This window comes from Granulicella aggregans (genome assembly GCF_014203275.1).
Taxonomy (GTDB): Bacteria; Acidobacteriota; Terriglobia; order Terriglobales; family Acidobacteriaceae; genus Edaphobacter.
Genome location: NZ_JACHIP010000025.1, coordinates 14,769 through 35,797, shown reverse-complemented (window position 1 = coordinate 35,797; position 21,029 = coordinate 14,769). Strand labels below are relative to the sequence as shown.

At 55.1% G+C, this 21,029-nt stretch carries 18 protein-coding genes and 1 pseudogene; 10 read left to right on the top strand and 9 right to left on the bottom strand.

From position 1 onward, the window contains the following. Nucleotides 1–256: 256 nt before the first annotated feature. The 4 genes from HDF16_RS27435 (at nt 257) to HDF16_RS27420 (ending at nt 5,894) form a co-directional block, all read left to right on the top strand. Entirely contained in the window at nt 257–895 is a 639-nt protein-coding gene (locus HDF16_RS27435; RefSeq protein ID WP_246410330.1) for a recombinase family protein, read from the top strand. 1 nt (nt 896) lies between these two features. Next, nucleotides 897–2,630, top strand: coding sequence for a hypothetical protein (locus HDF16_RS27430; RefSeq protein WP_221313295.1), 1,734 nt, complete (start codon nt 897–899; stop codon nt 2,628–2,630). Between the two features lie 243 nt (nt 2,631–2,873). Further along, the gene (locus tag HDF16_RS27425; protein WP_184223698.1) at nt 2,874–4,130 is read left to right on the top strand and encodes a hypothetical protein; all 1,257 of its coding nucleotides are present in this window, start codon (nt 2,874–2,876) and stop codon (nt 4,128–4,130) included. Between the two features lie 6 nt (nt 4,131–4,136). Beyond that, nucleotides 4,137–5,894: an ATP-binding protein gene (locus HDF16_RS27420; RefSeq protein WP_184223696.1), complete on the top strand. Its 1,758-nt coding sequence runs from the start codon at nt 4,137–4,139 to the stop codon at nt 5,892–5,894. Nucleotides 5,895–6,255: 361 nt separating this feature from the next. On the opposite strand, the gene HDF16_RS27415 is transcribed toward HDF16_RS27420, so the two are convergent. The 9 genes from HDF16_RS27415 to HDF16_RS27380 all read right to left on the bottom strand — a co-directional run bounded on the left by HDF16_RS27415 (nt 6,256) and on the right by HDF16_RS27380 (nt 16,772). Beyond that, nucleotides 6,256–6,705 carry a hypothetical protein gene (locus tag HDF16_RS27415; protein WP_221313294.1) on the bottom strand — a complete coding sequence of 150 codons (450 nt, stop codon included), beginning with the start codon at nt 6,703–6,705 and terminating at the stop codon, nt 6,256–6,258. 616 nt (nt 6,706–7,321) lie between these two features. Further along, nucleotides 7,322–9,970, bottom strand: a complete 2,649-nt coding sequence (locus HDF16_RS27410) for an ABC transporter permease (RefSeq protein WP_184223692.1) — start codon at nt 9,968–9,970, stop codon at nt 7,322–7,324. Nucleotides 9,971–9,979: 9 nt separating this feature from the next. Then, on the bottom strand, nt 9,980–10,312 hold the full coding sequence (locus HDF16_RS27405) for a PadR family transcriptional regulator (RefSeq protein WP_348641449.1): 333 nt from the start codon (nt 10,310–10,312) through the stop codon (nt 9,980–9,982). Nucleotides 10,313–10,593: 281 nt separating this feature from the next. Then, on the bottom strand, nt 10,594–10,728 hold the full coding sequence (locus HDF16_RS31440; RefSeq protein ID WP_281383580.1) for a hypothetical protein: 135 nt from the start codon (nt 10,726–10,728) through the stop codon (nt 10,594–10,596). Between the two features lie 42 nt (nt 10,729–10,770). Continuing rightward, nucleotides 10,771–11,187, bottom strand: a complete 417-nt coding sequence (locus HDF16_RS27400) for a ferritin-like domain-containing protein (protein WP_246410327.1) — start codon at nt 11,185–11,187, stop codon at nt 10,771–10,773. Between the two features lie 172 nt (nt 11,188–11,359). Beyond that, entirely contained in the window at nt 11,360–12,148 is a 789-nt protein-coding gene (locus HDF16_RS27395) for a glycosyltransferase family 2 protein (RefSeq protein WP_184223688.1), read from the bottom strand. A gap of 45 nt (nt 12,149–12,193) precedes the next feature. Next, nucleotides 12,194–13,924, bottom strand: coding sequence for a tetratricopeptide repeat protein (locus tag HDF16_RS27390; protein ID WP_221313292.1), 1,731 nt, complete (start codon nt 13,922–13,924; stop codon nt 12,194–12,196). A 194-nt stretch (nt 13,925–14,118) separates the two neighbouring features. After that, on the bottom strand, nt 14,119–15,435 hold the full coding sequence (locus HDF16_RS27385; RefSeq protein ID WP_184223684.1) for a sugar MFS transporter: 1,317 nt from the start codon (nt 15,433–15,435) through the stop codon (nt 14,119–14,121). 308 nt (nt 15,436–15,743) lie between these two features. Beyond that, nucleotides 15,744–16,772, bottom strand: coding sequence for a Y-family DNA polymerase (locus tag HDF16_RS27380; protein ID WP_281383581.1), 1,029 nt, complete (start codon nt 16,770–16,772; stop codon nt 15,744–15,746). Between the two features lie 244 nt (nt 16,773–17,016). Between HDF16_RS27380 and HDF16_RS27375 the strand changes: the two genes are divergently transcribed. From HDF16_RS27375 to HDF16_RS27350, 6 genes and pseudogenes are all read left to right on the top strand, one after another. After that, complete coding sequence (locus HDF16_RS27375) at nt 17,017–17,703, top strand: TetR/AcrR family transcriptional regulator (protein WP_184223679.1); 687 nt, start codon at nt 17,017–17,019, stop codon at nt 17,701–17,703. Next, nucleotides 17,700–18,215 carry an SRPBCC family protein gene (locus HDF16_RS27370; RefSeq protein WP_184223677.1) on the top strand — a complete coding sequence of 172 codons (516 nt, stop codon included), beginning with the start codon at nt 17,700–17,702 and terminating at the stop codon, nt 18,213–18,215. Before HDF16_RS27375 ends, HDF16_RS27370 begins: the two co-directional genes overlap by 4 nt. After that, entirely contained in the window at nt 18,212–19,165 is a 954-nt protein-coding gene (locus HDF16_RS27365; RefSeq protein ID WP_184223675.1) for a TIGR01777 family oxidoreductase, read from the top strand. Before HDF16_RS27370 ends, HDF16_RS27365 begins: the two co-directional genes overlap by 4 nt. Beyond that, entirely contained in the window at nt 19,162–19,530 is a 369-nt protein-coding gene (locus tag HDF16_RS27360) for a hypothetical protein (RefSeq protein WP_184223673.1), read from the top strand. The genes HDF16_RS27365 and HDF16_RS27360 overlap by 4 nt, the downstream gene beginning before the upstream one ends. 153 nt (nt 19,531–19,683) lie before the next feature. Continuing rightward, complete coding sequence (locus HDF16_RS27355; RefSeq protein ID WP_221313290.1) at nt 19,684–20,070, top strand: DoxX-like family protein; 387 nt, start codon at nt 19,684–19,686, stop codon at nt 20,068–20,070. After that, nucleotides 20,067–20,743, top strand: a pseudogene (locus HDF16_RS27350) (DUF4166 domain-containing protein). The gene HDF16_RS27355 and the pseudogene HDF16_RS27350 overlap by 4 nt, the downstream one beginning before the upstream one ends. Nucleotides 20,744–21,029: the final 286 nt, after the last annotated feature.

Genomic DNA, 21,029 nt, shown 5'->3' with positions numbered 1-21,029 from the left:
GAAAGGTGAATTCGTCTGAGGGAGTCTTGAAGGCCAGTGGATGGAGCGAGTGATCTCTCGAAATAAGAAGGAACGGCTCGACGAATGACCAATGGTCCCAATCCCGCTTTACGCATTGCTCCTGTGTCCGTCAGACGATCCTTCAACGGACAATCTGTAAACGATCCGTGAACCACCGGAAACCCGGCTATTCGTGTCTCACATACCTGGTACGGTGATAATCTCACATAAGGCCCGTCAAACGTGCCAGATCTTTATGCCAAAAACTCTCATCGGCTACGCACGGTGCTCCACGGACAAACAGGACCTCACCGCCCAGCGGGAAGCACTTGTTGAATTAGGCGTAGCTGCGGATCGAATTTACGTCGATCACGGATTGACCGGCACGAACCGAGCCAGGCCAGGTCTCAACCAAGCGCTTGCTGCTGTTCGCAAGGGCGATACTCTGGTCGTGCCGAAGCTGGACCGGCTCGCGCGTTCGGTACCTGATGCACGCTCGATCGCAGATGAGCTGGCAGCGCGGGGCGTAACGCTGGCACTCGGCCAAAGCCGCTACGATCCGGTCGATCCCATGGGCAAGATGTTCTTTAATATCCTGGCCATCTTCGCGGAGTTCGAGGCCGACCTTATCCGGCTGCGCACGCGGGAGGGCATGAAGATCGCCCGCGCCAAAGGCGGGCTCCGGGGCAAACAGCCCAAGCTGTCAGACAAACAGCAGAAGGAGCTGGGCCGCATGCATGGAACCGGCCAATACACGATCAGCGACCTGGCAGAGCTGTTCTCAATCTCTCGTCCGACCGTCTACCGTACGCTGTTGCGCAACGTCGCTAGTGGCAAATCGAAAGAAGGCAACACCATTCACAGACTTCTGCCGTCACATGCTCACGATGATTAACATGAGAGCGCCGCTACGTTGCATTATTCAGTTTGTATTCTGCCTTCTTGTGTTTAACTATGGCAACGCTTTTGCAGTGACTCCGACAGAAATCAAACTGCGCTATCACTTGGACTCGCAGCTTAATAATGAACAGCTAGTCCTTCATGTTCGTCTCGATATGAAGGGTATGACTTCGAAGCGTTCGGTCCTGGTTTTGCCTTCGACATGGGGCGATGTCAATGGACTTGGTAATGGGATTCAGCATCTGAGAGCAGAATCTGCGAACACCAAGATTACAGACACTTCCGATCCTTTGAGGAAGTTCTTGGAAGTTTCTGATTCCACTTCTGCAAGCATCTCCTACGACGTCCTAAAAGACTGGGATGGCCCCTTACGTGAGAATGTACGACATCTCGTGCACCTTGAGCCGACCTGGATCGAGATCAACACAGGCAACGCTTTGATACATCCCGCTCTTAAGCCATCTGATCCTGTGGATTGTTCTTTCGAGTGGTCCATACCAGTTGGGTGGTCGCTAGCAACCAGCTTCGGCGTCAGGGACAGGCAGCAGCATTTTCGAGGAGTTTGGGATCGCGTCCAGAATGCAGTATTCGTTGCAGGAGACTTCAGGATCCACAAACAAAAGAGGGGCCGGGAGCGACTTTTCTTGGCAGTTCGAGGCACTTGGTGTGTCTCGGATGATGAAGCTAAGAAGAAAATCACAGAGATTTTCGCAATCGAGCGAGCCTTTTGGAAGGACGATGACTTCCCCTACTACCTCGTGACGGTCGTTCCGTTTGATTCTAGCCAGAGAGGTGTGAGCGGCGGCGGCGGGTTCACAGATGCCTTCAGCATCCATACTGCCCCAGAAGAGGGCTTCACCATAGGTCTGTTGTCACTCTTCACGCATGAGCTTTTCCATGCTTGGAACCCCTACAAGATCGGGCGAATGCCAAATGCTCCTGAAGACATCTACTGGTTCACAGAAGGATTCACTACGTACTACCAGAGTCTTCTGCTGTGGCGTGGCGGCCTCCTGACGACTCAGCAGTACCTCAACGCTATGAACCAAAGTCTTCGGAACTACTATTTGTCGCCATCGAGGAACATCACTACCAAGGAACTCATTCAACTAGCTCAGAGCGGTCATGGGAAAGACCAGATCTCCTACGACAGAGGTGCAGCGATAGCATTGTGGCTCGACTGGAGTATTCGTCGGAAGACTCACTCACAGAAAACGCTTGGTGACGTCATGCGCGAGCTAGTCCTTGAGGGTCGCACGCAGGGACATTCGTTCCCGGAGCTGACGTCAGATCAAGTCTTCGCTGTCACCAGCAAGTACATCAGTGTGGACGAGCAGGCCCAAATGAAGGCGTTCGTTAATGGGATTGTCAACGTAAAGTTTCCCGGGGATGCCCTCCAGCCGTGTGCCGTGGAGCAGCTCGTTGACATACCGAGATTTGATATCGGCATGAGCCGGGACCAACTGGAAAACAAACGAGTAGTCACTAACCTTGAGGCAGGAAGTGAAGCTCAAAAGGCCGGTATTGAAGAAGGCGACAAAGTGATAAAGCTGTCAGTTTATTGGGATGACGTGACTAAACCTGTTGACCTTACGGTCGAACGTGGGGGTGCGATATTGCCATTTACGTTTCGTCCTACTGGAGCAAGCCTCGGATTGGTACCGCAGTTTTCTCTTCAGAGCAGCACAGATTCGCAGTCATGTCCGCCACCACTCAGCACTCCTCGATGAGCATCGCGCTTGACGATTAGCGATGAAGAAACCCCGCCAGATAGCTCTGAAGGTTACAAAAGGCGACTCTATTGCGACGTTATTTCGCAGGGTGTCGGACGTAGGGTTGGGCTATACCGCAAGACAACACAGCGTATGTCGTGGCGACTCTTACTCTCGGCTCCTTTGTTGTTCTGATTCTCGCCTGCGAAAAAGTCCCCGGGGCGCGCGCTATCTCTTTCCAAGTCGTAAAATCTAGAAACCTTGTCCAGCCCGCTCGAAACACGCGCCGCAAACGCCTCTATTCTGGGGTATCACTACCAGCTCGACAAAGCACTCCTCGAGATCTTCAGCTCCAAAATCGCAGGAGCTCAAGTCACCGTTGAGGGAGTAGAGGATGTCGATGTAAACGCCGAAGGCATTCACAAAGCGATTCAGTGCAAATACTACGAAGCACAAAAAGGGACACCTTCGACCCTCAGAAAACCAATTCAATCAATGCTTCTTGAATTCAAAGCCGATTTGAAGAAGAATTGGGCGTTTCATCTCTATGTTTATTACGGCCACACTAGCAAGCTTCCAACACTGACTCTGATAACGCTCAAGTCCATCCTGACGTACAAAGAGGCAAAGGTGACACGCAGGTTTCATGAGGACAACTGTTTCTCCGACGACGAGCTCGAAAGGTTCTTGAAGCACTTCACGCTTACGCCAGGGCCAAGTCATGTAGACCAGCAGAAGCAGCTTCACAAAGCGATTTCAGCACATTTCAGCTCGACTCCAGTAGAGACAGCCAACTTCTATTACCCCAAAAGCTTGGCCGTCGTGCTGGGAATCGCAACAAAACTCTCTAGAGAGCAACGAACGGTAAAACCTGCCGATGTTTTGAAAGAGATCAAGCACGCCTCCATCGCAATCACCACTCCATGGCTTGTACGGATGCTGGGGACGGAGAAAGCCTATCAGTTCATTCAACGCACGTTGAAACATGCATCACTGTTTAGCAGCACCAGAGACCGATCCGTCATCATTGATCTGGATGAGGCTCGCGGGCCAGGGCTAGTTCAGATGACCTTGGCTGACTTCATCGAAAAGCTAGCTCTCCACTCATTCTGCGTGGGAAAAACACTGTGGTCCGCCAAGCCTTGGACAGTCATCGTCAATACGCGAATCGAAGAATTGACCCAGACGAAGCAGCAACTCCTAAAACAAGGCATCGTCTTCAATGACGGCTACGAATTGGTGCAGTTCACTCCAAAGGTCTTTACTGACACACCCATAATAAACCGGCACTCAGTGAGAGAGAAACCTAGTAATAAGATTGGACGCGCTTCATACACAATCCGTCTGGTCAGTTTTCATGCGGCAGCTCCCTACCTCAATGACCTATCTCTCGGAGATTCTCTGATCTGTGTCTCCGATCCGGACGTGCAGTCGAAAGTCAGCGCTGCATGTGGTACAAAGGTCAACATTGGCGGCGAGTGGAGTCGAAGTATGATTCTGTCTTTGATCGCACGTTGAGGTCACATGAACGCTCAAGATGCATCAGCTTACCGCATTGTCTCCGTTTCCCCGAACCAGATCGAAATAGAGGTTCTTGATCCCGTCAGCTTCAAGAGCAAGGCCGACATCCCCCTCACAATCGGAAGCTACCTCAAGATCTCTGATGACGATGGCATGGCCATAATTGCAATTGTAAAAAGCTTCAAGCTGAAGGATACGTCAGCCTCGGTGCTAGATGAACCAGGTTCCGGTATGTCTTTCATGCTTCAGGCGCAGCCCGTGGGCTTCCTTGACGACAAAGGAGACTTTCGGCGTGGCGGCCAGCAGATCGCTATTCCACCCACGAATGTTGAGCTTGCAGCGGAGCAAACACTCAAGGCAATCTATCAGCCCGAGGACGCTAAGAAGCTTTTCTCATTTGGTGTTTTAGCGCAAGACAGAAATATCGCGGTGACGCTGGACGGCGATAAATTCTTTGGAAAGCACATAGCGGTTGTGGGGGCTACGGGCTCTGGAAAGTCCTGTACCGTAGCAAAAATCTTACAAGAAGGTATTGCTCCGTCCTCAGACCAGACATCGCGAGCGGCTCTCAATAACGCCCACATAATCATCTTTGACATTCATGGCGAATATGAACCAGCTTTCCCGGCAGCCACTAACCTCTCGATTGATAATCTCTCTCTGCCCTATTGGCTGCTGAATTCGGAGGAACTCGAGGAGATGTTCATCGAATCCGGCGAAAGCAATTCCTACAATCAAGCCTCTATGTTCAAGCGTGCTGTAACCCTCAACAAGCAGAAGTACCATCCCAACATCAGTGGCGTCAACTATGATTCACCCATCTACTTCAGCCTGACGGAGGTAGTGCGGTACATCAAGAACCAGAACTTTGCGACGAAGGATGCAAAGACTGCTGAACTGAAGATCAAGTCGGTTGAGGTTCTTGCGGGAATACATCGTGATTACTGGCTATTTGAGGAAATTGAGTTCGAGGAGAAGGCCACCGGTAAAGTCAATGATGGGCCCTATTATGGAGAGTTTCACCGTTTTCTCTCACGACTTGAAACGAAAGTGGCCGATGATCGCTTAGGCTTTCTTCTTACACCGAGGCAAATTGAAGGTAGGGATCTGAAGACTGAGGATTTGGAGGACATCCTAAGAGGTGTTCTTGGCTATCGCTCTGATGGCAAAGCAAACGTCACCGTAGTTGATTTAAGCGGTATTCCATTTGAAGTTCTCAGCGTAGTAGTATCTCTAATCTCACGGCTCACGTTTGACTTCGCTCTGCACTTCAAGAGAATCAAGGGAATAGGCGAGGAACTTCCGATCCTCCTGGTTTATGAAGAAGCGCACCGATATGTTCCCAATCAGGGAGGGGCACGATTCAGCAGTGTGCGGCGCTCTATCGAGCGAATCGCCAAAGAAGGGCGCAAATATGGTCTCTCGCTGATGGTTGTCAGCCAGAGACCCTCCGAGGTATCAGAAACCATTTTCTCGCAGTGCAATAACTATGTAGCGATGCGACTCACGAACCCCGCCGATCAGGCATACGTGCGGAAACTTCTTCCCGACGACCTTTGTGGCGTGACGGATGCGCTGTCTACCCTAGAGCAACGCGAGTGCATCTTGTTGGGGGACGCCTGCAACCTGCCGACCATAGTGCGAGTAGGGGAACTCGTGAATAAGCCTGATTCTGAAGACATCCAATTCCACACGGAGTGGAAGAAGGATTGGTTTGAGGCAACGTTTGCAGCCGTTGTCAAGAAAATGTCGAAGGTTTAAATACTCACCCCATCTATATCAGAATCCTTCACATGAGGGCGGACCCAACAATACTGTCACCAGGGGCAATCTGGTGGCATAGATTTGCCGTTGGTGGGTTCCCGCATTCCGCAACACGCTCTCATCCGTCGCAAAACATATAGCAATACTCGCCGCTTTTGAGACCCATCTGCTTGACACGGTTTGGCCTAATATCGAGGATAAGACTCGTCGCGAAACTTACAATTTCTGCCAAAAGCGGCCTCGTGGGGATCCTTCGGTGACCCACCCTGCGTCGGAACGGGCTGAATCGGCAGGACAGTACATCATAGATTGCCCCTGGTGACAGCGTTGTTGGGTCCAGTGCTTGCTCAAATACCCTTTACGGGTGGCTTGAGCTTGTAAAGAACTTCGACTGCGAGCTCAAGCGCCTCGAGAGATTCGTGCCCTTCCCTCTTATAGGGGCAACTCCGCGACGTAGATGCCCCCACTTAGCCGATGCCATAGGAACTACGAGGTCGACTAGAGCTGCGTTGAACGCAGCTTTGACCTGCCGGACGATCTGTTCGGGCAGGATGCGTTGACGACGCTTCTTTGCTTCTACAGTGATTATGAGCTGACGCTTCACACCTTCAGCATCTTGATAGGTTGCCGCATAGAGAGAATCGACCTCGGTGAGACGGAGCTTGATGCCGATCTGAAGATGGTTCAGCTCGATTACATCGACACTTGAGTAAAGAGCAAAATGAGTCTCTACAAGGCCGAGCTTGATTGCGACCTGTATGAGGTATGTCTCATCGTCCCGCCCGAGCGCCTTTGAAGCCAAGGGCATCGACATACTCTGGAGTTCATGCTGCGGAACGCCTTCGTGAAACCCGAACGTTTTAGGAACGCCTCCGTCTGATTCTCTTCATAGGGGACGAATTCAAAGATGTTGCTGTCCCCTGTGACCTGGCGGCCCCCGATCCTTTTTTCATGCAGGCTTCGAGGCCACATCCCCGATGCCCCGTGCCCTCGAATGACGTCTTTGATGAAAGTGGTTGGATTTTGCTCTGATAGGTCGGTTCCCTGATGTTTGTTACACCATAGGATTGCGTCAACAACATCGGTAGGGCCGCCGCCGGGGCCGCCGATGGAGAATTGGGGCATCAACGTGATCATCGCTTTGATCGGCCTCACGGTGGACCTCACGGGCCGACACGACTACCTGGCAATGGTCTACCCACTCCGTGCGCTGATTTTTTGCATCATGGTCGTATTCCTCATCGCGCGATGTGAACAGAAGAGCAACGCCGCACCATCCCTGCCTAACCACTTCCCTTCCCTCGCAGAACGCGAAGAGGCTCGGTCGGGTGAAATGCGATCGCAGCTTGTATCGTACGATCCAGCTCGCTGGGTCGACGATAGAGCCATACCGTGTGACTTTTGCGTTTGTGTAGGCCCCCCGCCTAATCGCGCCGGAGCGTCTCGCTCGGGTCAAGGAGACTTGCGCGTCGGCCAGGAATAGCCACCGCTGCCAACGCTGACACAGTGAGCAGACCAAACGTCGTGCCCAATACCGAAGCCGAAGCTGCGGAAGCGTGGTAAAACTCCGCACGCAGCAAATATCCCGCCAAAACTGCCCCTATGAGGCCGGCGGCCAGTCCAGGGGCAATCCATCGTGCTTCCTGCCCAATCAGCAGCGCTAGAATCGCACGGCGCTGCGATCCCAGCGCGAGGCGGATTCCGATCTCACGCTCTCTTACCGAAACTTCGTACGTCAACAACGCATATGTGCCCAGTGTGGCTAGTCCGAGCGCCAGCCCGCCGAAGGCCGCTACCACCCACATGAAGAACCGGCGTATCGCAACCGCGTGCGCCATCAGCTCCGGCATGCTCTCCACGTAGCGCACGGTGATCCCTGCATCTTCTCGCAGAATACGTCGCACCGTCTCATCCAGCTCGCTTGGATCACCCACGGTGCGCAGCATGATCGTCATTGAGGTATCAGGTCGCCCATCGGCCTCGGGAAGGTACAGGTTCGGTATGGGAGCGCGCTCAAGCGAATAGCTGCGCACGTCACCAACTTCCCCCACAACCATAGCCCACCCATTCAGGCCGCCTGAAAAGATCCGATGGCCGACCGGGTTTTCTCCAGGCCATTGCTGCTGCGCGAGCGCTCGATTCACGATCGCCACATGGTCCTTGCCGTCGTCTGCATCATTGAATGCCCGACCACGGAACAGCATCTGGCTCACCGTGTCGAAATACCTCGGAGTCACCGCGAATACATCGGGAGCGTTCGGATTTGCCCGTTGGCAATCCTCCGGATGGAGATCCGAGCAGAAGCCGTATTGGTTAACTCTCCCGCCCAACGGTTTGTCGTTGGCGGCAGCAACCTCCACGACACCCGGAATTCTGCTGACATCGCTCAGGATTTTGCGTAACTTCGCCACTGTCACTGCCGGATCAATGCTTGCGCTACGCTCAGGACCACGCAGATCCGTACTTGCGAAGAGCAGATGATCCGGATCGAAGCCAAGCGGCTGATGCAGCAGGATGTATACCGAAGAGACCATCCATCCGGAAACCGCAACAAGCACGAAAGCCATTGCTACCTGAGCAGCTACGAGCAAGTGACCTGCCCTACGCAGTCCACGCGGTGCAGAGCTGGAGCTTGAACTTCCGGATCTCAGATCCTCCGTCAGTTCAGTCCGTCGACCACGCAGCGCGGGCAAGATCGTAAGTAGGATCACAATCACCGAAGACAGAGCAACAGCGAACATTACGACCCGAAGATCGACGCTTGCTTCGTTCAGCCGGGGAAGATTCATCAGCTTACTCCGGCTTGCTAGCCGCACCAGCACGCTCGCCAGCATAATCCCGAGAATTGATCCCAGCGCAACGAGTGTTGCGTTCTCCGTCAGCACCTGTCGAAAGATTCGCAGCGGCCCCGCGCCCAACATCGTGCGCAATGCGAACTCTGACCTGCGACGCATATCGCGCGCCAGCAGGAGATTTGTTAGGTTCGCACACGAGATGAGCAGCAACATCCCGCACGCCGTGAGCGTAGCAAGCAGCGCCGAACGATTCTCCGTTCCGCTGATGAAATCGTTCAATGGAATTAGGACCGGAGCGAACTCCGCCGGATATTCTCGAGGATACGTCCGCGCGAGATTCTTCTGCGCAACTGCAAGTTCTTCGAGGGCGTTTCCCATCGAGACGCCCGGCCTAAGCCGCGCGATTACTTGGAAGGAGCCATCCCCGCGCCGATCAGGATGCTTCGCAGGATCGCAGCCGATCGGGGTCAGGATAGACGGTTGATCCAACCCATCCATATCCTCGAGCGGTGCGCGCGATGCGACAACCCCGATGACTGTGTAAGTCTGGTAATCGAGCTGAACAGTACGGCGAGCAAGAGCATCGCCTCCACCCATCCGCCGCCAGTAGCGCTCTGTCACAATCGCCTGGCCAAAGCAATCCTTCTCATTGCCGGACTGAGTAAAATCATGCCCCAGCCGCAAAGGAAGACCAAGCTCGCTCAGAAAGTTTTGGGAAACCAGCACGGCATTTACGTGTCCTACGCCTGCGGGTGATTCGATGCGGGGTGACCAGCCGGTATACGCTGACATCGACTCAAAAGCGCGGCTGCCCTTCATCCAGTCCGCGATCGTGGGCAGACTGAAGGGTTTCCAGGGCTTGGCTTCTACCGCAACTAGCCGCTCGGGATGAGCGAAGGGTAGAGGCTTCAAGATCACGGCATACACGATGCTGTACATGGTCGTCGTCAACCCCAGCCCTATCGCTATAATCAGAAGGCCGGTTACAGCGAAGCCGGGGGACCGTCGCAATTGCCGGACTCCAAAGCGCACGTCTTGCCAAAGTTGCTCGACACCGTTCCCCGCTCGCTCATCCCGCACTGCCTGCTTAAGCTGCTCCAGGCCGCCCAGCTCCGCTAGAGTACTTCGGCGAGCTTCTTTGTCAGTCATTCCCTTTGCCATCTTTTCGTCAGCCAGCATCTCCCCGAACGCGCTTATCTCCGCATCGAGATCGTTTTCTACTTCTCGTTTGTCCCACAGGGTTGAGCAAACCGCTCTGATGCGCCGCCATCCGTTCATCGCTTGCCCCTAGGTTGATTTCAGTGCGCTCGCAATGGCTTGCGCAATCGTCGTCCATTCTTCGGTTTCAGTACCGAGCTGCCGATGCCCGGCTTTTGTTCGCCGATAGAACTTCGCTCGACGGTTGTTTTCGGAATTACCCCAGAATGACGTCAACCATCCTGCCTCTTCCATGCGGTGCAGCGCTGGAAATAGAGATCCCGGTTTCACACGGAACGTGCCTTGCGTGATTTGCTCAATCCGCCTTGAGATCCCCAGGCCATGGAACTCGCTGTCTCCAATTCCTTTCAAGATCAGCATATCGAGCGTGCCCTGCAACAGATGTGTCTGCCCTTCTCCCACTGTCGCTCCTATTGACATTCGATAGGAGTATGCGCGGAACTCCTACAGGATGTCAATAGGAGAGAAATAATGGCAACTTACTTGATCTATGGCCCATTACCAGCGGTTTCATGATAAACGGCTATCAGCTTATCCGTTTATCGTTTTGCCCGGTCGGGTGAATTGCGATCTTGGCGTGTGTCGTACGATCCAACCGCCGCGAAGAGCTTTCTTGGATGCGTCCGCTCTCGCAAACACGATAAAGGCCCCGCCGGAGCGGGGCCTCTCTACGATCTGCGGGCTTATACCGCGGCAGGTTCGGCGGCTAGATCGGATGCCGCTTTCGCCTCGTCTTCCTTGCTCTTCTTGGCGGAATACTTTTCTTTGCCCGACTTCGGATCTTTCGGAGTTTCGGGCTCTTTCGCACTGAGCTTCATGATCGGAGCGCCAGCAGCAGTAATCTTCTTGGCTGCCGCCAGCTATTCTTTGAGGTTGGAGTTCAAGAGCTTGACGATCTTCGGCAGTCCGAGTGCCGTCGCCATCGAGATGCACGCCTCATAGCCTGCGCTCTCGTAATGTTCGGTGCGAAGCGCTGCCCCAATGAGCCCAGCTTCGAAGGAGGAGCCCTCTTCGTCTTTCTCAAGGGCATCCTTGCCCTCTTCGATCACGCCTTCCATACCGTTGCAGTGCTGGCCGGTCGGCTTCTCGCCAAGCTCAGCAAACACCTTTTTCAGACGCTCGACCTGGCCTTCGGTTTCGGCGAGATGTGCGGTAAATATTGACTTCAGTTTCGGGTTCTTCGAGCCCTTCGCGAGCTTCGGGAGTGCCTTCACCAGTTGGTTTTCAGCGCTATACATATCGCGCAACTCGTCGATCAAAACTGTCTTCAATGCCATTGTTCACTCTCCATGATGTCTAAAAGTCTTCTCATCATATGCTGAACTGCAGGCAAGAGGTTGTCTCTGGTGCCCTGCCTCATCTGAGCCGATTGTGTACCGATCGTTGCGATACCCCAGTTCAGTCCACCGGTGCCCCAAGGGGTTGCGCTGGAGACCGCCATCCTAAATCTCATAGGCCTTCAACGTTGTCGGAATAGTATTTCGGGGTCACTTTCCTTCCCTTGGAATCGTATCTTTGTGCGTGAAGCACCCCCATCTTGTGCGCTACGAAGCCAACGGTTGTAGCCAGCACACCAAATCCGTATTTCACACTTCGCCTGAAGTTGATTGAGGACGCTTCCTCGCAGTATTTCGCCGGGCACGAGATCTCTCCAATGCTGAAGCCAAATATGACAGCCTGCGCGATCATCTGATTGTCGAAGACGAAGTCGTCGGAGTTCTCAAGTAGCGGAAGGCTCTGCAACAATTCTCGAGAGAAGGCCCGGAACCCCGTGTGGTATTCCGATAGCTTCACTCCAAAAAATAGATTCTGAAACGCAGTGAGGAAACGGTTGGCGATGTATTTGTACAGGGGCATCCCGCCGCTCAATGCCCCACCGCCGAGGATTCTCGAACCCAACACCATGTCATAGACCCCGCTTGCAATCATGGCTGCCATGGCGGGGACAAGGGCCGGAGTGTACTGATAATCGGGGTGAAGCATCACCACAATGTCAGCGCCTGTCGCCAGGGCTTCTCGGTAGCATGTCTGCTGATTGCGACCATATCCATAGTTCGCATCGTGGATGTAAGTCTTTATGCCGAGTCGTTTGGAAAGAGCTGCTGTCTGATCCTGGCTGTGATCATCGACGAGAATCTTGAAGTCGACGACATCAGACAGTTCCCGCGCGGTCTTTTCCAAGGTCCTTTCGGCGTTGTACGCGGGCAACACAACCGCAATTAGCTTTCCGTTGATCATGCGAATATAAGACACCATTGCCCCGTAGGTTGTCCCGTCACCACCTCATTGCTGCGCTGCCCGAAGTTGGGCGATTGCCTGCTCAACCTCCGGGTCGGGGCTAAGGCGATCGGCTTCTTCGAGATGCCGTAGCGCGTCAGGCAGGCGGCCGGGGATCCCAGAGAGGGCCTGGCCGAGGTTTTTCTGCACTAGGGCATCGTTAGGATCCATGCGCAAGGCGGCTTCAAATTCGTCTGCGGCTTCGGGTATACGTCCGGCCTGAGCCAGGGCGGTCCCTAGATTGGTGTGGGGGTCAGGCGAATCCGGCCACAGCCGTACAGCCACCTGCAATTGCTCAATGGCTTCGGGCACGCGGCCCATCCTGCCCAGCGCGCTGCCGAGGTTGTTCCGCGCAGACCCCATCTCTGGATCGATGCGCACGGCTGTTTCCAGATAGGGGAGAGCCTCTGACACGCGCCCGGAGTTCATCAAGTAGCTGCCCAGGTTGTTATCGGCTATCTTATTGTCGTTTGTGACTGCGATGGCGCGCCGGAACAGTGTCTCGCCATTGCGCCAATAGCCGACCTCGACCCAGCTCACCACCGCTGCGACCAAGCAGGCGGCTGCGGCCAGAGGAATTGCCAGCATCCTGGCCCGCAACTGTTCTAGGATTTCCGCTGCACCCCATATCAGCATGATCAAAAGACCGACCATGGGAATGTACATATAGCGATCGGCATGGGCCTGATCGCCCACCTGGACAAAGCCTATGACCGGGACGAGTGTGACCACGTACCAGCCCCAACCCGTCAACAAGTATGGCGCGCGGCTGCGCAGCACGACCACGCCCGTCGTGATAAGGCCTAGAAGCACCCCAGCGGCGACGATCGGCGAGAGGGGAAGGACAAGATCGGGCGGATACGGATACAAGACCGCCAGCCGCGTCGGCCAGAATGTTTGAAAGATATAGAGTGCGTAGGAATGTGCCGCGTTTTCCAGACGGACTCCAATCGGGATCAGGTTTACCGACTCGGAATGTTTCTGCGCAAGGTAGGTGATGGCAGAGGCAGCGCCAGCAAGTCCCAGCAGCGGGAGTTTTTCCCAGATGACTTTGCGGCCCCGCCGACGTAAACGCGCCAACGGCCAGTAATCCAGCAGCAACAGGACGAACGGCAGCGTGATCATCATCGGCTTGGCCATCAAGCCCAACCAGAAGCTTAAAGCAACTGCCAGATATCGGCCCGTGCTGGGGCGCTCTGCATATCGAACATACAGCCACATCGTAAGGAACCAAAAGCATGCGCTGAGCACGTCTTTGCGCTCGGCCACCCAGGCCACGGATTGCACATGAAGCGGATGTAACGCGAATAGAAAGCCCGCCAACGCACTGCGCCAGCGCGTGCCCGTCGCCCGCTGCAGAAACATGCACAACATAATGGCCGCCAGCGCGTGAAGCAGGACGTTGTTCAGGTGATGCCAGCCGCTATCCAGACCAAAGAACTGACAGTCCACCATATGTGAAACCCAAGTAAGCGGAACCCAGTTACCCTCGTAGCCGGTGGTCAGAGCCCACTTTAGTCCCTGCGCGGTGATCCCTTGCCGGACGTTCAGGTTGTTGGTGATGAAATCGCCATCGTCATAGTTGACGAAATCGAAGTTGCGGACTTGGGCGTAGACCGCGAAAGTCGCCACGAGCAGCGCCAGATAAATCAGCAGATCGAGACGCGCACCCGCGAACGAGGGTGCCGCTTGTGATGGCACGGACGGCTTGGCTCGGGGCTTTGGCAACGGCTTCATTCTAATTCGGACATCGAGCCAGGACGAAGCCCGGCAGGTCAGCGTCGTACCTGCGTAAGGTTGAGCCTCGTTGGTGCCAAATCATCCACGCGCCGCGCCAAGGGTACCCCTTCCTTCCGAAGGGCCTCAGCAAGGGCGTCAGAGGCATGAGAACCTCAGAGACTACGTTGTAAAGCATCCAAAGACTTGCTCCGCTAGACAGCCTGAATCTCTGAGTGCGGTTCAGTTGGCGTGATGCGGTATCCCCGAAGTCCATAGAAGATCACGAATCCGTAGCAGAGAAACGGAACGAATAACGAGTGATGGATACCGTATCGGTCCGCGAGCCAGCCCATAAGAACCGGTATCGCCGCACCGCCAACAATGCCCTGCACTAAGATCCCAGAAGCTCGCCCAGTAAGCGGTCCCAACTCTGCAACGGCGAGGGTGAAGATGGTTGGGAACATGATTGAGTTGAATAGGCCGACCAAGATGATGGTGACAACGGAGAACAGGCCATGGCCGAGAAAAGACGCGCCCACAAAAACGGCTGCGCCTACCCCTGCCCAGGCCAACAGCCGATTCGGAGCGAACCGTTGCATAACCGCTGATCCTGCAAACCGTCCAAGCGCGGTTAGAAGCCAGAACAGTGAGAGCAGCTTTGCTCCTGTCTGTAGAGGCAAGTTCCCGATTTCAGGTTCAGCCAAGTACTTTACAAGGTAGCTGGCAACACTCACCTCCGCGCCTACGTAAATGAAGATCGCTAGCGCTCCCAAGTACAGATGAGGGTGGTTCCAGATGCTGTCCTGTTTGGAATCGAGACTTCCCGGTCGGAAGTCGCGCGTCACCTCCAGACGGGGAAAGCGATACAGCGCAATAGCAAGAGCCAACACGACCATGGCCCCGGCAATTAGTAGATAGGGAAGCTTGATACTCGCTGCTTGGTGAACTCGGTAAGCATTCAGCGCTGCCTCGCCGGATGGAAGGGCTGCCGCTTCAGCAGCGGTACCAAGTATCAGGATGCTGCCGAAGTATGGCGCGACCGTATCTCCTAGAGTGTTGAATGCCTGCGTCAAATTCAAGCGGCTGGCAGAGGAAGACGGCGGTCCCAAAATGGCGACGTACGGGTTAGCCGAAACCTGAAGCGCCGTGATCCCGGCCCCCAAAACGATCTCGGCTACAAGGATGAAGGGGTAGGAAGCCACGGAAGCGGCAGGCAGAACAAGCAATGAGCCAACGCCGATTGCCAACAGCCCGACGACCATGGTTTTCTGATAGCCAATTCGCTCGATGAGTTTGCTTGCGGGTTGCGCGAACAGGAAGTAGGACCCGAAGAAGGACAGCTGCACTAATGACGCCTGGGTGTAGCTCAGCCCGAAGATCACCTGCAGGCGAGGAATGAGCGTGTCATTCAGAACGGTACAGAACCCCCATACGAAAAAGAGGGTTGTCACCATTGCCATGGCACTGTAGTTGGTCTTCTCGACTGGACCGTTATTGAATTGGGTGTGGTTCGCGCTTACAACAGCCATGAAGGCAACTCCGCTGGAAGAGTGGATTGATCAAGAGAACGCAGCTATTCTACGTGAGAGCCTCCAGCTCTGGCTTATTCGGTAAGTAACCGGCACTGAGTCAGATGACTTCAGCGCCAAGTCATTGTTCTCGGCTATTTCGAACTGGAAGTGCGATTCGCAGCCTTTTGCTCCATAGACCCTCACGCCACCTTCCTTTTCGCAACGCCTACTATTTGGGGACCACGGAGCGCGTATCGCCCGTCGACCTAAATGTGGTGACCGCTTCGCAGGACATCCGCATAAACGGATATCCATTTATCCATTTATCAGTGTGATCGCACCCTCGGCAGTTCATCCCACCGCGTTGTCCACCGAGGCGAGCGATGCTCTGCCCTGAGCTTCCAGGCGGCATTCTTGGGACCGGCACCGAGGATACGGACGGTATCGCGCCCGAGGGTCGCGTTGAGCTTGTCCATCGCTTTCCAGGCCCGTTCCCTTCTCTCTCGGTCGAGATCGCCCCAGAGGGCCGGTTGCCCGATGGTTTCGGGCAGCAGCTCGGTAATCATGATTCCTGTCTTCGAGTAGCGGAAGCCGTCTCGCCATAGCCTTTCGCCCAGGCGCACGGCCAGGGCGACCACTTCCCCGGTGTCGTTGGTCGTTTCTGCGAACCGGGCCGAAGCTCCATTGGAGTAGAACGGGTCATTGTTGAAGTTGTTCGTGTGCATGAAGACGAAGATGTTTTCGGCGGCGACCTTGTAGCGCCGCATCTTCTCTGCTGCTCGTGTGGCGTAGCTTGCGATGGCTTCACGCATCTCGCGCCAGGTTGTGACCGGAGCCCCGAAGCTACGAGTGACGGCAATTCCCTTCCTCGTCGGCTCCATCAGCTCCAGAGGCAGACAAGAGATCCCGCGAAGCTCATAGACGGTGCGGCCACCCGTCACGGTCATCAGCGCCCGCGCATTGTCTGGATCGAGTGTGGCGAGATCGGCGGCAGTCTGGACTCCAATCTTTGCGAGCTTCGCCGCCGACGCCGCCCCGATTCCCCAGACTTCATCAACTGGCACAGTCGAGAGCAGCTCTGCCCGCACTTGGCTGGAACGAAGATCGCAGACGCCGAGATACTGCGGACGCTTCTTTGCAATGAAGTTGGCGACCTTGGCGAGTGTCTTAGTTGGGGCGATGCCTACGCATGTAGGTATACCCACCCAGCGACGAACGCGCTCGCGTAACTCTCGCGCAAGGGGCTCCACTTCCCTTTCGCGGAACTCGCCCAGGTTCAAGAAGCTCTCATCAATCGAGTACGTTTCGATAGTCGGAACCATCGAGAGCAGCGTATCCGTAACTCTTCCGGACAGGTTTCCGTTTATGTGGAATGGAAATGCAAGCCCTATTTATGTCTTGCTTCCCACAACACACGTCGTCGAAACGGTGGGAGTGTGGGAATCCCGAAGGGATTTCCAAGGGTTGAGGGAAGGGTGGGAGCCGGTCCTTTGGCTTCCATGCTTTCCTCACCTGTCACTTCCACGGTCTGCCGGAAAGTAATTTGACCGCGTTCAAATAGTTCTTGACCTGGGCGAAATGAACGCGCATGATTTGACCATGGTCAAAAATGAGCTGGCGACGGACAAAGGCGAGCAAACCCGCAAGCAAATCTTTTCGAGCGCTCTCGAGCTCTTCCGGGAGCGCGGATTCGATGCCACCACCATGCAAGCCATCGCAGCTCATGCCGGCGTCGTGAAGAGCGCCGCCTACTACTACTTCCCCAGCAAAGAAGCTTTGATCCAGGCTTATTACGAGAATGTTCAGGCCGCGCAGGAGCGTCTTTGCGAAGAACTCTTTGTCACGACCAAAGACTTGAAGACCCGTTTGGTCACAGCTCTTCACTCGAAGTTTGATTTGACCAAAGATGATCGCAACCTGCTCGGAGTGGTTTTTAGGTATACCGGTGAGCCCCACCATCCACTCTCCTGCCTCGGTCCTGGCACCGCCGCGATTCGCCGTCGCAGCACCCGGGTGTTCCAGGACGCCATCGCAGAGGAAAAGCTGCCTCAGGACCTTCGTGTCCTGCTTCCCCTTGCACTCTGGGCGTTGCAGATGGGACTGCTGGTGATGTTTCTCTACGACGACTCCGAAAACCAGCAACGAACACGCCGAATGGCGGATGGTGCCCTGAACCTGACATTGAAGCTGCTTGGGCTTGCAAAACTTGCCATCCTGAAGCCCATCCGGAAGGCGGTTCTCGAGTTGTTGCAACAAGCTGAACTGCTCCCAGGAGATTCCCTATGATCCAAATCGATGAAACCACTCTCATCCACGCCCCGATTGAGCGCTGCTTCGATCTCTCCCGAAGTGTTGAAGTGCACTTACTCGCAAACGTTCACTCCGGAGAACAAGCCATGGCCCTCGGCGGTGTTACGTCCGGCCTTGTGGGGCTCTCACAGGAGGTGACGTGGCGGGCGAAACACTTCGGCGTCTGGCAGACCCTGACCAGCAAGACGACCGCTATGGAGTCGCCTCGATATTTTCAGGTGACGATGGTCCGAGGGATCTTCCGCTTCATGCAGGCCGACCACCTGTTCCGCTCCGTCAAGCCTGGTATCACCGAAATGACCGATCGCTTCTGTATCGCGGCCCCTCTTCCAGTGCTTGGTCCGATTGCCGAGGCTATCTTCCTGCGCCGCTACATGCTTGCGCTTCTGCGTGAGCGAAACGCTGTCATCAAGCAAGTGGCCGAATCCGCAGACTGGCAGCGGTATCTGCAGAGCGAGCCTGATCAGGAAAGGTGCTCGTCCTTATGAAAATCGTCATTGCAGGTGGAAGCGGACAGGTCGGCACGATTCTCGCTCGACACTTTCACAACGAGGGCAACCAAGTCTTAGTCCTGAGCCGGCACGTGCAGAAAACGCCATGGCTAACGCTTCACTGGGACGGTGAAACACTGGGGCCTTGGCTCGCGGACCTAGACGATAGCGATGTCTGGATCAATCTTGCAGGCAGAAGTGTGAATTGCCGCTATAACAAGCGGAACCGTAGCGACATTTTAAACTCACGCGTTCTGTCCACGTCGGTTCTCCATAAAGCGATCACACGGCTTGAGAGGCCGCCTGAAGTCTGGCTCAACGCCAGCACCGCGACTATTTATCGTCATGCGCTTGATCGCTCGATGGATGAAGCCACTGGAGAATTGGGTGGAAACGAGCCGGGAGCACCGGATACGTGGAACTTCTCCATCGGAGTCGCAAAAGCCTGGGAAGAGGCGTTCTTCTCCATCAATACTCCAGGGACGCGTCAGGTGGCTCTGCGAAGTGCCATGACCTTCAGTCCCGACCGCGGGGGCGTCTTCGATGTCTTCTCAAAACTGGTTCGTCACGGCATAGGTGGTACGAATCTACCCGGAACACAGTTTATTTCCTGGATCCATGAGGTTGACTTTATCCGGACAGTCGAATTCTTGATAGGCAATCCGGCCATTTCAGGACCTATAAACGTTGCGTCTCCTCATCCACTCCCAAACTCGCAGTTTCTCCGTATTCTGCGCGAAGCGTGGGGCGCTCGCTTCGGAGTGCCGACGCCACCGTGGATGCTCGAGATCGGTACGTTCCTGCTCCGCACCGAATCCGAGTTGGTTCTGAAGAGCCGCCGCGTTGTGCCGGGTCGACTACTAGATGCAGGGTTTACATTCCGCTATCCAACATGGCATCAGGCTGCGCCGGACCTCGTTGCCCGCTCGCGGAGGTATGGCCTGTGACCGCAACTTCTGGTCTATACATCGAGATCGACATCCAAGTTGACATCGATCTTGTTTGGCGCCTCACCCAGGATCCGGCTTCGCATCAGCGTTGGGACCTGCGCTTCAGCGAGATTGAGTACCTCCCGCGACCGAATCCTAACGAACCGCAACGTTTCCTCTATCAGACACGCATAGGCTTCGGTCTTGCTGTCGCCGGCACCGGCGAGAGCATGGGGCAGCGGGACTCTCCAGAAGGAGATCGAACATCCTCGCTGCGATTTGCGTCGGACGATTGGAAGTCGCTCATCACAACTGGGTCCGGTTATTGGCGCTACCTTCCTAACCCGCGTGGCGTACGTTTCCTTACCTGGTACGACTACTAGGTGCGCTTTGGCACTCTGGGGCGCTGGGTCGACCGCCTGCTCTTCCGGCCCCTGATGAGCTGGGCAACTGCCTGGAGCTTCGACCGGCTTCGCCTTTGGGCTGAAACCGGACAGACACCCGAGTCCACGCTCAGGCTCTCCCTGATCCATGGTGTGGCCCGCATCAGCCTGGCGGCCATCTGGTTCTGGCATGGGCTTGTGCCAAAGCTCCTGTTTCACCACGTTGACGAACAGGCAATGCTCGTTCAGGCTGGGTTATCGATCAGGCTTCTGCCCTCACTGGGTGTGCTTGAAATCGTATTTGCCTTGATCATCTTGGGCAGTTGGCGGTGGCGCTATATCTTCCCAATCAATATCTTGATCATGGTTTTAGCCACGTTCGCTGTTGCTCATTATTCACCGGAGTACATCCGGGCAGCTTTCAATCCTGTAACGCTAAACCTCTCCGTCATCTCGCTCTCTCTTGCGGGCTGGCTGTCTTCACCCATGCTGGCCTTAGCGAGTCGCTGCGGTCGCAAGCCGGCCAAGGAACAACCATGATCTCCATCTACGAACGCGCTCTGGGTGCCGATTTCTTCAAGCTTCATCCCCAGATTCAACGCCGTTTCTCACTTCATTCGCAGTCCGGGGTCGGTGCAGTGGGCACCGGAACGATGGAACGAATATGGCACGGAGCTCCCTATACATTGCCTTTTTTGTACGTCGCACGTGGCGGAGCATCATGTTCCCCGAACATGGAAGGGATGTTCCATTCACGATCGAGAACTACGCCTACGTTGATCCTCTGGGTCGAGAAACTGTGAGTTGGGTGCGGACCTTCGCAACTAAACGGAAGCGCCGCTTCGACGCCTACATGATCTTCAGTGAAGAACGGGGCTGCATCATCGATTACCTCGGCACCCACCAGCACCTGGCGGTGGACATACAGGTAAGCGTTGCTGACAACGGCGGCCTTCGGCTCCGCTCTGGAGAACAACGCTTCTACGAAGGACCGGTCGCCTTTCGTTTTCCATGGCTCTTCACTGGAGTAGCAGATGTTTGTGAGTGGTATGACGACGATCAGGAATGCTTCTGCATCGATGTGAGTGCCAAGAACCGGATCTGGGGAGGGCTCTTCGGGTACTGCGGACGGTTCACGGTTGATTGGGTCAAGATGTCTCCAGAGCAAGTCCCGAGCGCTATCCTGCCCAAGCGCCTCGAAACGCGAGTGTGACAGCTTTAGTTGTCCTAGCTGTCACACTCCTATGAGTGTGTTCCTCGCGATGGCTTACGTACATCTCGAACCTGAGAAGGCTTCATCAGCCAAGGACCTCGAGGACGGCGCTCTGTTTCGTCAACCGTAAACCGGACCTCTCCCGCATCTCCTGTCTCATCCGTCTTCACATCCGGAATCAGGGGCCGGCCGACCATCAGTGTTATGCCATTCTTCACCACGCGACCATGCAAGGCTATCTGCTTGAGATCTTGAAAGTTCAAATCGAGAGTCATACGTCTCCTAA

Bases quoted from the DNA above. Each gene is read 5' to 3' on its own strand.
- HDF16_RS27435 (WP_246410330.1), top strand. From the start codon at position 257: ATGCCAAAAACTCTCATCGGCTACGCACGGTGCTCCACGGACAAACAG.
- HDF16_RS27430 (WP_221313295.1), top strand. From the start codon at position 897: ATGAGAGCGCCGCTACGTTGCATTATTCAGTTTGTATTCTGCCTTCTT.
- HDF16_RS27420 (WP_184223696.1), top strand. From the start codon at position 4,137: ATGAACGCTCAAGATGCATCAGCTTACCGCATTGTCTCCGTTTCCCCG.
- HDF16_RS27415 (WP_221313294.1), bottom strand. From the start codon at position 6,705: ATGCCCTTGGCTTCAAAGGCGCTCGGGCGGGACGATGAGACATACCTC.
- HDF16_RS27410 (WP_184223692.1), bottom strand. From the start codon at position 9,970: ATGAACGGATGGCGGCGCATCAGAGCGGTTTGCTCAACCCTGTGGGAC.
- HDF16_RS31440 (WP_281383580.1), bottom strand. From the start codon at position 10,728: ATGAAGCTCAGTGCGAAAGAGCCCGAAACTCCGAAAGATCCGAAGTCG.
- HDF16_RS27400 (WP_246410327.1), bottom strand. From the start codon at position 11,187: ATGGCATTGAAGACAGTTTTGATCGACGAGTTGCGCGATATGTATAGC.
- HDF16_RS27395 (WP_184223688.1), bottom strand. From the start codon at position 12,148: ATGATCAACGGAAAGCTAATTGCGGTTGTGTTGCCCGCGTACAACGCC.
- HDF16_RS27390 (WP_221313292.1), bottom strand. From the start codon at position 13,924: ATGAAGCCGTTGCCAAAGCCCCGAGCCAAGCCGTCCGTGCCATCACAA.
- HDF16_RS27385 (WP_184223684.1), bottom strand. From the start codon at position 15,435: ATGGCTGTTGTAAGCGCGAACCACACCCAATTCAATAACGGTCCAGTC.
- HDF16_RS27375 (WP_184223679.1), top strand. From the start codon at position 17,017: ATGGTCAAAAATGAGCTGGCGACGGACAAAGGCGAGCAAACCCGCAAG.
- HDF16_RS27370 (WP_184223677.1), top strand. From the start codon at position 17,700: ATGATCCAAATCGATGAAACCACTCTCATCCACGCCCCGATTGAGCGC.
- HDF16_RS27365 (WP_184223675.1), top strand. From the start codon at position 18,212: ATGAAAATCGTCATTGCAGGTGGAAGCGGACAGGTCGGCACGATTCTC.